Source organism: Paenibacillus sp. NPDC056722, from assembly GCF_042790635.1.
Lineage (GTDB): Bacteria > Bacillota > Bacilli > Paenibacillales > Paenibacillaceae > Paenibacillus_AQ > Paenibacillus_AQ agri.
Window position 1 is genome coordinate 172,857 of the sequence record NZ_JBHTYV010000010.1, and the last position, 12,432, is coordinate 185,288.

At 52.5% G+C, this 12,432-nt stretch carries 5 protein-coding genes; 2 read left to right on the forward strand and 3 right to left on the reverse strand.

The genetic code is table 11. The features are described 5' to 3' along the window. Window positions 1-192: 192 nt before the first annotated feature. Window positions 193-8,010, forward strand: a complete 7,818-nt coding sequence (locus tag ACFRAM_RS21845) for a glycoside hydrolase family 3 N-terminal domain-containing protein (RefSeq protein WP_379468005.1) — start codon at window positions 193-195, stop codon at window positions 8,008-8,010. Window positions 8,011-8,202: 192 nt separating this feature from the next. Here the strand turns inward: ACFRAM_RS21845 and ACFRAM_RS21850 are convergent, their stop codons facing one another. The 3 genes from ACFRAM_RS21850 to ACFRAM_RS21860 all read right to left on the reverse strand — a co-directional run bounded on the left by ACFRAM_RS21850 (window position 8,203) and on the right by ACFRAM_RS21860 (window position 10,740). After that, window positions 8,203-8,319, reverse strand: coding sequence for a YjcZ family sporulation protein (locus tag ACFRAM_RS21850; protein ID WP_217492848.1), 117 nt, complete (start codon window positions 8,317-8,319; stop codon window positions 8,203-8,205). A gap of 156 nt (window positions 8,320-8,475) precedes the next feature. Beyond that, window positions 8,476-9,777, reverse strand: coding sequence for an aminotransferase class I/II-fold pyridoxal phosphate-dependent enzyme (locus ACFRAM_RS21855; RefSeq protein WP_379468008.1), 1,302 nt, complete (start codon window positions 9,775-9,777; stop codon window positions 8,476-8,478). A 342-nt stretch (window positions 9,778-10,119) separates the two neighbouring features. Beyond that, window positions 10,120-10,740, reverse strand: a complete 621-nt coding sequence (locus ACFRAM_RS21860) for a pyridoxamine 5'-phosphate oxidase family protein (protein WP_379468010.1) — start codon at window positions 10,738-10,740, stop codon at window positions 10,120-10,122. A gap of 81 nt (window positions 10,741-10,821) precedes the next feature. On the opposite strand from ACFRAM_RS21860, the gene pdxR reads away from it, so the two are divergent. Beyond that, window positions 10,822-12,426: a MocR-like pyridoxine biosynthesis transcription factor PdxR gene (pdxR, locus tag ACFRAM_RS21865; protein WP_379468012.1), complete on the forward strand. Its 1,605-nt coding sequence runs from the start codon at window positions 10,822-10,824 to the stop codon at window positions 12,424-12,426. Window positions 12,427-12,432 lie beyond the last annotated feature (6 nt).

The window sequence follows — 12,432 nt, forward strand, 5'->3', positions numbered from 1 at the left end:
TCTTTCAGACCGCCGTAAATCCTGATTCATTGTTAATTTCGCAAAAACGGTGCAGATGATTTAAAAAATGAGGCCTGTCTTTTACCAATCGTCTCCAGCATAATAAGCCTGAGCTTAAATTTGTATACGCTTCCAAGTGGGAGTGCGCACTAATTTCCGTACCAAACAACAACATTGGGGGAGGATTCAGGCGTGAAAAGAAGATTGTCCATTTTTTTGGTAATGCTTTTGCTGTCTTCAGTGGTTTTGGATGTGCTGGGGGCAGGCGTGGCAAGTGCCGCAAGTGATGAGACAGGACTTCCGGTATACTATGATGCGAGGAAAAGCGTGGATGAACGTACAGCCGACTTGCTGTCCCGCATGACACTGGACGAGAAGATCGGGCAGATGATTCAAGCTGAAAGAGCCTCGGTAACACCTGAGGAAGTGATGGAGTATAGACTGGGCTCTGTCCTCAGTGGCGGCGGCTCCTTTCCGAATGGAAAAGAAAGCGACAGCACACCGGATCACTGGAGAGCGCTGATCGACGGATATCAGGATGGCGCATTGTCGACGCGGCTGGGTATTCCCCTGCTGTATGGCGTCGATGCAGTGCATGGACATAACAATCTCATAGGGGCTACGCTGTTCCCTCACAACATCGGGCTGGGTGCAGCGAATGATCTTGAACTGACTGAGAAGATCGGGGCAGCTGTTGCCAAAGAAGTCGCGGCTACCGGAGCCAACTGGACCTTTGCACCAACCATGGCCTCTCCCTACAACGTTAGATGGGGACGCACATATGAGGGATTCAGCGACAATCAAGAGGTTACTGCCAAGCTTGGGGCGGCTTATATTCTGGGATTGCAGGGGCGAACGCCTGCGGAATTGTCTGGTTCAGGTACCATAACTGGTACTGCCAAGCATTATTTAGGTGAGGGCTACACGGACAATGGAGTAAATCAGGGTGATACTACTCACTACACCGAAGAAGAAATTATCAAGAAGGATCTGAAAGTATATGAGGCTGCAGTGAATGCGGGTGTGCAGACTGTAATGGCCTCCTATCACAGCATTAACGGTTTGAAGATGCATGCTAACCAGCATCTGCTCACAGATGTCTTGAAGGGCGACAAGAAGAACGGAGGCCTGGGCTTTACAGGATTTGTTGTTTCTGACTATAACGCTGTACAGCAAATTACGCGGGATAGTGACGGGAATCCGGTCAGCGGATTGAAGAATCAGCTTGCTGCTTCTATCAACGCCGGGGTTGATATGTTCATGCTGACAGCAGACTGGAAAGTCAGTCTGAAGCATATCAAGGATCTTGTAGGCGAAGGCAGAATCAAGGAGGAGCGCATTACTGATGCTGCCGAGCGTATTATTAGGGTGAAAATCGCGTCCGGACTGTTCGAGCATCCGAAGAGTGATTTTGATCTGGCGGGTGCCTTCGGCTCCGCGGAGAACCGGGCACTGGCGCGTCAGTCGGTAGCGGAATCTCTGGTGCTATTGAAGAATGACAAGGTGAACGGCAAGCCGATTCTATCCCAGCTAGGCGGAATGAAGAAGATTTTTGTCGCCGGGAAGAATGCGGATGATCTTGGTAATCAGGCCGGGGGCTGGTCGATCACCTGGCAGGGCAAATCCGGAAAGATCACGGAAGGAACCACCATTCTGCAAGGCATCAAGGATGTGGTCTCACCGTCCGCAAGCGTTACGTATAACAAAAATGGACGCGGTGCGGCCGGCCATGATGTGGCTATCGCTGTAATTGGCGAAACGCCATATGCGGAGAGCGCCGGGGACCGTGCAAATCTGAACCTGGATGAGCAGGATCTGGCAACAGTGGCCAACATTCGGGCTGCTGATCCTAATATTCCGATTATTGTGGTGCTCGTCTCCGGACGTCCGATGACAATTGCTCCGCAGTTGAAGGATTGGGACGCACTCGTCGCGGCTTGGCTGCCAGGTACAGAGGGAGCAGGAGTTGCCGATGTATTGTTCGGCGACAAGGAATTTAAGGGCAAGAATCCGATCCGCTGGCCGTTCACACTGGACCAATATCCGGTGAATAACGAGAGTGAGAATATCTTGTTCAAGACTGGTTATGGTTTGACTAAAAATGAAGAGACACCTGTTCTGCCGGAAGGACCGGTAGTCCAGGATCCGTCACATCTCATTCCAGGGAAAATTGAGGCTGAAGATTTCAGCGCCAAGAGCGCAGGTCTGCAAACCCAGGAGACACAGGATGTAGGCGGAGGACTCAATGTTGGCTACACCGCAGCAGGGGAGTGGCTGGACTATAATGTCAATGTGGCTGAAGCAGGCACTTATCGGGTGGATTTCCGGTATGCAGTCAATGGCAACCCTACGGGCATCAGGGTCAAATCCGCAGAAGGGAAGACACTAGGCACCTTAAGCGTAACATCGACAGGAGGCTGGCAGAACTGGCAGACTCAAGCGGTGGATAATGTAGTCTTCCACAAGGCAGGCTTGCAAAAAATCCGTCTTGAATTTACCAGCGGCAACATCAACCTGAACTGGGTTCAATACACCCGGACTGGGGATGTCTCCACCGAAGAACCTAACCCGGGCGGCGGCGGGGAAGAGGTTCAAGAGAACGTCATTAAGCAGGATGCAGTCAGCTCCTGGGTCTCTAGAGAACGTGATCCATCTGACCGGAAATGGTATTATGCCGACCGCTACCAGGAGGGCGATGCCAAGCTGGAGCAGCAGAAACCGCTGAATATTGCCCTGCCGAATAATGCGGAAGGCACGTCCATTCACATTGATCCGGACAAGAAATATCAGTCGATTCTGGGTATCGGAACCTCGATGGAGGAATCGACCGTCAACAATCTGGCCAAGATGTCTCCGGCCAAGCAGGATGAGCTGCTTCGCCAGATGATCGATCCGAAGGACGGAATCGGCATGAGTATGCTGCGCCTGACGATCGGGACGGCCGATTTTACAGATAAAGAATTTTACAGCTATAACGATATGCCGCCAGGACAAACAGATGTTAACCTGGAGCATTTCTCGATCCAGAAGGATATTGACTACCATATCATCAGCACCGTGAAAAAAATTCAGAGCATTAACCCGGACATTAAGTTTTTTGCTTCACCATGGAGCCCGCCGGGTTGGATGAAAACAACGGACAGCATGATCAAGGGGCAAGTGAAGGAAGAATATTTGCCAGTGCTGGCCAAATATTATGTGAGATTCCTCCAGGAATATGCGAAGCTCGGCATTACTTTTGAGGGAATGACCATGCAGAATGAACCTCTGCTGGAGATTGAGTACCCTAGTACCAGAATGTCGTGGGAACAGCAGTCCCGGCTCGCCAAGCTTTTACGTGCTGAACTGGATGCTGCCGGGTTCACGTATGTGAAGCTGTGGACGTTTGACCACAACCCTGGTGATACGATGGCGTATCCGGCACAGATTCTCGGGAATAAGGAAGAGGGTGCCTATGATGCCGTGGACGGTACAGCCTTCCATGATTACGGAGGCGATCTTGGGCTGATGACCCAGCTTCATGACCTGTATCCTGAGAAGCATGTCTACCTGACTGAACGTGCGGTATGGGGGACGTCAGGTGCTGACCGGATGGCCCAGTATTTCCGTAATTGGGCCCGTAGCTACAACTCCTGGGTAGCGATGCTGGACAGCGATATCGCCTCCCACCAATGGACGGGAATTCCCGATCCTACGCCGATTGTGCAAGATTCATCGGACCGCAACAACTATTGGCTGCTGCCGGAATATTATTTGATGGGCCAATATACAAAGTTCGTCAAGCCAGGTTATGTGCGGATTGATAGTGACTATGGCTCAAGCAGCACTATAACCAACGTGGCGTTTGCAAGCCCGGATGGCAAAGAAATCGTAACCGTGGTGATCAACCAGACGAATGAAGCACAGCGTTTCAAGCTGCTTGCCGACGGTACACAGATTACTGCAGTATTACCGGCTAAATCGGTAGGAACGTATACATGGGAACGTGTGAATGGAATTAAGAAGGTGCCAGGCACTTGGAATGCTGTTGATTTTGATGCTGCCGAGGGCCAATACACCAAGCATGCTAATGGATATATTTCCGGACTTTCCGAAGGCACCTCTTCCTTCGACTATGTAGTGAATGTACAGGAAAGCGGAAGCTATGTCCTGAATTTTGAACACAGCTTTACCGGCACTGCCGGAGCTGGACAGCAAGTGGAGATCTTTGAAGACCAGAAGCCTGTTGGAGTCATTCACTTGACCAAGCAGACTGCGGGTGAAGAGGATTTTGCCGCAAACCGCACGATTCTATCACTGGATAAAGGAACTCATAAGCTCACGCTGAAGACCACCGGCAAGGGCTATAATATTAAATCGCTGACTCTTGCAAAAGCTTCTGCTGAAGCAAATAATCTGCCGGGCATCCTTCCTGCCGCAGATTTTACCGAATCCTCCGGGGTCCTAGTGAAGGACGAAGCGGTTGGATTTACCGGCAATGGCGATTGGGCGAAATATAAGGTCAATGTCCCAGAGGCCGGCAGCTATCCGTTGCTGCTATCCTATGCCACTGCTAATAACGGCGCCGGGTTCGAACTGCTCGCAGGTGAAGGAGACAGTACTGTGACCGCAGCGACCTACGGTTTGCCGGGTACGGGCGGATGGAGCAACTGGCAATCCTTCCAAGGTGCCGTGACTCTCCCTGCGGGGGATCAGACCTTGACGCTAAAAGTAACAGGGGAAGGCTTCCAGCTTAAATCACTGGTGATCGGCCCTGCACTGCAATCAGACACGATCCTCACTGAAGGCCAGGAGGATGGAGCCGAAGTGTTAGTTACTCTGCGCAACGAAAAATATGCATCAGTACTGGATGCAGCATATTGGAACGTTGAAGATTACCCTGGTACCGTAGTGAACAGCGTGTATCGGGTAGACGATCACACAGCCAAAGTTGTACTGGAAGGCATGCGGAGCGTTGATTTTGACAAAGACCGTGTACTGACCGTTACGGCTGATGTATATCAGACCGAATCACAGAGAGCTTACGGCAATGTGAAGCTTCTGAAAGTGCCTGTTACCGTGAAGGCAGTGAATGATGAGGAGAGCATTACGCTGGAACCATCCAATCTGCCTTATAACGTGAAGGGACAGGAAATCATAATCTCCCTGACCGGGGGAACGTTTGTCCCTGAACATCTTCAAGACATTACCGTGTCTGGAACGGCAAAAGATCAGGGTCATGTCTCCATTGCCTCGGCGGTTCTAATCAACCCGGTTCAAGTGAAGCTGACGCTGGCCTGGGATGGGCAGCCATATTATAGCGATTTGAAGCTGAAGGTGAACGTGCCAACCAGCGCTTACGCTGATTCTGAAGGTGGCGGCACGCTGACGGCGGAAGCTACGCTGGCGGGAACGACCCGTGCGGTTGCGCCTACCAATCTTTTGGAGCTGAGTTCGCTGGATCAATTCTACCGCCTGCAAGGGATGACAGCGAGTGGTGGAGGCAGCGGAGCCAAGCTAACGGGTATTCATGCCGGGGATAGCGTGGACTATTGGGTGAATGTACCGGAGGATGGCGACTATGCGGTAACGCTGACAGCGACATCCACAGGTGCAGCATCTCAGGGGATTATTTTCAAAACTGAAACAGGTCAAACCTTGAAAACAGTAGATGTACCGAATCTCTATTCACAGACAGTCGGTATTCGTGCAGTTCTTTCGTTGAAGAGCGGCGAGCAGAAGCTGCGTCTGCAAGCAGGCTCGGGCGGATATGAACTCAGCGGCATCGCAGTAGAACAATATGTACCGGATGTCATGGACAGCAGCAGGTTCATTAAAGTTGAAGCTGAAAACTATTATAATGCAGCAACAAACGGGATTCAGAGCAATTTGAAGGACGGCACTTTGCAATTTAAAAATATTGGATTTACCTCATCCGGCGGTTCCTTTGATTATAAGCTGAGTGTTGCTGAAGCCGGATTATACAAAATCATTTATCGCTATGCCACCACAGAAGGCGGCGTAAGTGCTGCCCTGTCCGCGAACAGTAATAAGCTGCTGGATGCGGCCATGCCCGCAACAGGTAACTGGGACTCATACAGTGAGGCAGGTGGTGTTGTCCGGCTTGCACAGGGAGAACAGATTCTGCGGATCACGTTAAACAACAACGGGGCGAACCTGGATTGGTTCTCACTGGAGCCGGCGGACGATAGCGAAGTGAAGGAAGGCAAGGCTGCACTGCCTGTCTCTTCTCTGAAGTGGGGCACGTACAAAGGATTGCAAATCGTAACCTTAAGCACGGAAACGGAAGGAGCAGAAATCTACTACACTACAGATGGTTCTCTGCCTACAGCAGACAGCAAGCTGTACAGCGGACCGATTGAGATTTCGGATATGACCGTCATTCGTTCCGTAGCGGTGAAGGAAGGCATGAACAGCAGCTATGTTGCACCGTTCTCTTACCTCATCACCGAAGACTCTGAAGTGAAGAAGGTATCCGCGCCGCAAGCAGACCCTGCTGGAGGCACATACACCGGCGAGGTGAAGGTGAAGCTGACGACAGCAACAGCCGGAGCGGAAATTCGTTATACCCAGGATGGTTCCGTTCCAACAGCAAGCAGTCAACTTTACAGCGGACCAATCTTTGTAGGCAAAAGTAAAACGATTAAGGCTATCGCGCTCAAAGAGGGTTGGAAGGACAGCGACGTATCGAGCTTTAAATATATCCTGGGTGAGGATGGTGAACCAGGTACAACGCCAAGTCCTACACCAAGCCCGACACCAATCCCAACGCCGGGATCAACCTATAGCCCGGATCAGAACTCAGGGTATGCCCCGACACCAAGTCCAACACCCGCAGCGGGTGGAAGCAAAGAAAGTGTTGTTGGCGGCAAAATCATCACCGCGTCACCAGTCTTAACCAAAGACAGTGGTAGTGCAAGGGCGATGGTCAGCGCAGAAGCCTTGAAGCAGGCGGAAGCTGCACTGTCTGGCAATGCAAAGAATGTTGTCATTGAAATTCCAGCTCTGGCGGATGCCAAAGCCTATGAGCTTGGGCTGCCGGCAGGAGTATTATTCGCGGATGCGAAGACTTCTATTGAAGTCCGTACCGGATTCGGTACGCTGTTGATTCCGGCCAGTGTGCTGAAGGCGGGGGCGGATCAGAGTCAATCGCCATGGATCATTACCATCGCCAAGGCAGAAGGATCATTGGCAGGACAAAATGCACGGCCAGCTTACAAAATTAGTGCAACGATCAATGGAAAAGAAGTGTCGTGGAAATCACCGGATTTGCGGATCACAGTCGCCCTGCCGTATGTGCTACTGGCTGGAGAACGTGGTAAAGAGGAACATCTCACGATCCACAGCCTGAATGCAGCAGGAACACTGACCGCTGTACCAAGTGGTCAATATCACAGTGATGCAGGGGCAGTAGTCTTTAGCGGAGCATTCTCCGGCACGTATGTCATTACGTTTACGGAGAAGACCTTCGGGGATATCGGGCGTTACCCATGGGCCCGTCAGGCGATTGAAGTGCTTGGGTCCAAAGGAATTATTACCGGTATTTCGGACCAAACGTTTGGACCGCAGAGTGAGGTGAAACGCGGAGACTTTGTACTCCTGCTTGTCAGAGCGCTCGGTCTGGACACTGCTGCCGCAAGTGACAGCAGCTTCAGTGATGTGAAAGCGGGCGACTACCGATACGAAGCGCTGGCTATTGCCAAGCAGCTGAACATTGCCTCCGGCCGTCCGGATGGAAGCTTTGATCCTGATGCTTCAGTGACGCGTCAGGAGATGATGACTCTGGCCGCCAAGGCAATCGCCGCGGCAGGGAAGAAACTGCCGGCGGGAAGCGGGGCCTCTTTGCAAAGCTTCAGCGATGGTGGTCAAGTGGCGCCATACGCCCAAGATAGCGTTGCGGGGCTGATCGCAGCAGGAATTATCAAAGGGGATGGTACGCGTCTCCATCCGCACGGGGTAACGACCCGTGCAGAGGCCGCGGTGCTGATCTACAATCTGTATAATTTGTAATCGCCCTGCCGGTAGGTAACGGTGAGCATAAATAAACGCCTTGACGTATGCTTTCGTCAAGGCGTTTTTTTCAATGCGGCTGCTGTTTCAAAGGATAATCATCTCTGAGACCTTCCTACGAATGTGATGCGATGAGATACTAACAGAATAAGAAGAGCGCAGAGGCGCTCTTCTTTACTTTGTCAGTTCCACTTAGATAAAGAGTGAACGGCTGATGATGACCAGCAGGATAAAGAGAACCAAAATGGCGCCAGTACTTGTGAATCCACCGTGTCCGTGTCCGTATCCGCCTCTAACTTCTTCGCTCATGTTCATTCCCCTTCCGCATGTGAGTGTGTGTACTTGAGTACATCGTATTGTATGTGCGGAGGGGGAGAGGTGTATGGGCCAATGCCGGAAAGAATGACAAAAAAATATCAGTCCCGGATCAAGTCGGGACTGATATTGGATGAAAAATCAGTGAAATCAAGCTTTCTCAAGATCACGAACGCCTGCATAGACCAGATCGAACAGGTCTTCCAGATGCTCCTCTTCAATACAGGAGAAGGCAATGCGCAGATCGGTCTCGCCGAGTGCGATGGTGCCAAGTCCATAATGGTGTATGAGATGCAGCCGCAGCGCTTCCGCAGAGACAGTCTTCAGCTTCAGGCACATAAAGTAACCGGAGTTGAACGGATAGTAGGTCCAGACATCGTCACCGTATTTACCGCTGTCGAGCAGCGACTTCACTTTATTGGCGCGCCCTTTCATGATTTGGAATTTCTCTTCCTTTTGAGCCGAGAATTCCGGTGCCTTCAGCGCATCCAGCACGAAAGTCTGCGACGGATGGGCTCCGCTGGAGATCGTGGCACGGATGATACCGAGCGTCTTCTGCTCCAGTGCAGACAGCAAATCTTTGTTCTCCGAAGCAAAGGTAATGAAGCCAACACGGAAGCCCCAGACGAATTCTTCCTTCGTCGCTCCGTCTACCCTCACGGCGAGAACACGCGGATGCAGGCTGGCCAGTTTGCCGAACAGGGATTCCTTGAGTGAATCCTCGAAGAACAACCCAAAATACGCATCGTCGCTAACTACAACTACGTTAATACCTTCCTCAGCTGCACGAAGAATGGCTGCTACAATCTCTTCGCCTTCCTTAAGTCCCGGGGTGTATCCTGTAGGATTGTTCGGGAAGTTGAGCAGTACGATTGCTTTACCGCGTTCTTTCTGAGCGAGCAATGCATCCAGCAGACCTGCGCTGTTGAAGGTCATTTCGTCCGTGAAGAGCGGATAGTTAACGGTCTCGGCATGACGACGGATGCCAAAGGTCAGCTCATAGTTCTCCCAGTTCTTGTCCGGATAGATGACGGCATCGCCCGGCTCTGCGAACAGGTCAGCAACAATGCTAAGTCCATGCGTGAGCGCGTTGGTCACAACGGGATTGCTGAAGGACTTGCCTTCCAGCGACGGATTCTCAAGCAGCATCTTCTCACGCCACACAGTACGCAGCTCCGGCTTGCCTGCCGGGGGAGCATAGCTGTAAAGATCCTTGGGGCTGTAGGCAGAGAGTTTATCTTGAATGACGCCAAGGTGCATAGGTACGCCGCCTTCAGTGGCAATGCCGATCGTAGCATTGTATTTCTTGGCATGAGCACCAGCTTCCGCAGATTGGCTTAGAATCCCTTCTTTAGGGAAATAAATTTCCTTGCCAAGGGTGGAGAGCATCTCGTAGACATGTTCATTTCCGGCTTTGATACTTTCGTTCAATTGTCCAGCCAATGAATTCATCAGTTTCATCCTTCCGGGTTATCTTGGGGAATAGATACGCTTAACATTGCCTAACATTATATCATCGCGAAATGCCGCCGTCACTGATGAAAGCGCGTTTTTTTCAAATAGTTTTACGGCATTTCCAGCGGCCTCAGCAGTCCGTTTTAGTTTTGAAAAAAGAACTGTCCGCAGTAGACGGACAGTTCTTTTTGAACCTCATTTCATAAGGGTGCAGCATCTTGTTATCCCTGCCTTGAAGGGAGCGGGAAAGAACTGCTTGGGTACCCCATGCATTTCAGCAAGTCCGGCGAGTATACGTTGTCCACTGGACTAATAATTAGGTGACTCCTCGGTCTTAATTTATAAATCATGTGGATAAGGACAGAATTTCTTCATCAATTCTATCGTCTCTGCATCCCGTTCTCCGTTGCGCTCTGCTAGACCGCTGATCACGCCTGTCCGTTCGTCTTCTTTGAGATTCTGTCCAAATTTGAATTTGGCGGTCAACTCATCCGGCGTAATGCGGACAACGGCAACGCCCTTCAGGCGGCCGCGATATTGCGGGTCAGTCGCATCAATTTCGTCATAGCCGCCTTCGGGCTGCAGTTTTTTCATAAACAGGGCTAACACCGTTGCTTTTTCAGTGATATCACTCACCGGTTCGGCGGTGCCGAAGGCCGTCACGCTCTTAAAATATGCAGTGGCAGGGCAGGCGAGATGCGGATCACTGAAATAGGAGGGAATCAAAGCGTACTCGTCCGCAACCGTGAAGCATACCCGCTCCTGGCGGCGGATGGCCTCCATCTTGCCCCCGGCATGGCTGCCGTGAAAATAAAAGCATCCGTCTGTGTAAACAAAATTCAGCGGGGTCACCCTTGGCCGTCCTTGCTCATCCGTCGTACCGAGAAAGCCGAAGCTCATCTCGTTCAGGAAGGTTTGCAGCTCCTCCTCGTTGTCGATTTGAAATTCTTTTCTGCGCATGTTGAACACTCCTCTGATTCTTGAATTTGTGGAGCGTTCGCTCCTGCTTATCCTTGTATGTCTTGGTTTCTACAGGATAGAATGAAAATTGACAATAAAAAAGGACCGATTTGCATTATTTTTATTAGTCCAATTGGTTTCATGAGTGAAAGGAATGACTTCATTATGGAGCTTACATTACCTTACGATCAGTATCTGGCGTTACATCGCTATAAATATCTGGCACTCTATCATGCTCTGCGTGCGGCCATTTTGGAGGGGACGCTGCCAGGCGGCACCCGGCTGCCATCCACGCGAAGATTAGCCGAGTTATATAACCTGTCCCGAGGTTCGGCTTCTCAAGTCTATGAAATGCTCCTGGCCGACGGGTATGTTCAGGGAGAGACCGGCCGGGGAACGTTTGTGTCGGAGGATATCTTCGCCGCAACGCATCAGGAAACCCATGAACGGCCCCTTTCACCCTTTATCACTAATGAAGGGGGTGCTTCAGAGGCCGCGGAATATGATGAACTGGCTCATCTTCCACTCTCGGCCTGGGGGAAGCGTCTGGCAGTCGCCTCGGCCCCAGCCCGAATTTATGAAGACTTCGGGGGAGATGTCATCGATTTTAGCAGCAAGGGAATGCAAATGGTGCATTTTCCTTACAGTGAATGGAAAAGCGCTCTTGCCTATGCCGGAGGTAAGGGCGGCACACTGCTGGAGAGCGCTGGCCCGCCACAGGGCGATGAAGGCTTAAGGCGGGCTATCGCCGCACATCTGCGGATTACCCGTGGCATCCGCGCAGAGGCCGGGCAGATCGTGTTGTTCAGCGGATCGATGCAGGGCATCGTTCTGCTGACTCAACTGCTGCTGGACCCTGGCGCGCCCGCCGTTGCCGAGGACCCCGGCTTTCACGGCATCCGCCGGGCGGTGGAGGTGACCGGCGGAGTGTTAATACCCGGCACGGTCGATGATAACGGTCTTGTGCCGGAGGACTGGAACGCTCGGCTGCTATTCGTGACACCGAGCCGACAGTTCCCCACGGGCGCTGTGCTGCCCCTGGAGCGGCGGCGAGCGCTGCTGGACTGGGCGCAGCGTCATCATGCCGTCATCCTTGAGGACGACTATGACAGCGAATTCCGCTGGACGGGCCGTCCGATCGAGCCTTTGAAGGCGCTCGACCGGGGTGACCGTGTGATTTACATCGGCTCCTTCTCCAACACGATGTTCGCAGGCCTGCGGCTCGGCTACGCCGTGCTGCCGCAGCCGCTTGCCGGCCCAGCGGTGGCCGCCAAAGCCCTCTATGAACCGCTGGCGGCAGGGCTGCTGGAGCAGCGGGCCCTGGCGCGGTTCATGAACACCGGCGGGTACCGCCGCCATCTGCGGCGGATGACCCGCATCTACGGCGAGCGCGGGCGGGCCTTCCGCGCCCTGCTGTCATCGCAGCTTGGCGGCCTGTTCGAGCCGCTGCCCGGCGATGCTGGCCTGCATGTGTACGCCCGCTGGCTGGGCAGCGCGGAGGCGTTCGAGGCTTTCCGCGCCGCGGCCCTCCGGCGCGGCGCAGGCTTTCGGGACGCCGGGCTGTACCGGGTGGCGCGGGGAGACCCTGCGGCCTGCTTTTATTTTTCCCATTTGGATCTTCCCTCTATTAAAGAAGGCATGCGTCGTCTAAAACAGGCATGGGATGATGTGCAAAATGCCACGTGACAAGGT

Excerpts from the sequence above, each read along its gene's own strand:
- ACFRAM_RS21855 (WP_379468008.1), bottom strand. The coding sequence starts at position 9,777 with ATGAATTCATTGGCTGGACAATTGAACGAAAGTATCAAAGCCGGAAAT.
- ACFRAM_RS21860 (WP_379468010.1), bottom strand. The coding sequence starts at position 10,740 with ATGCGCAGAAAAGAATTTCAAATCGACAACGAGGAGGAGCTGCAAACC.
- ACFRAM_RS21850 (WP_217492848.1), bottom strand. The coding sequence starts at position 8,319 with ATGAGCGAAGAAGTTAGAGGCGGATACGGACACGGACACGGTGGATTC.
- pdxR (WP_379468012.1), top strand. The coding sequence starts at position 10,822 with ATGAAAATTGACAATAAAAAAGGACCGATTTGCATTATTTTTATTAGT.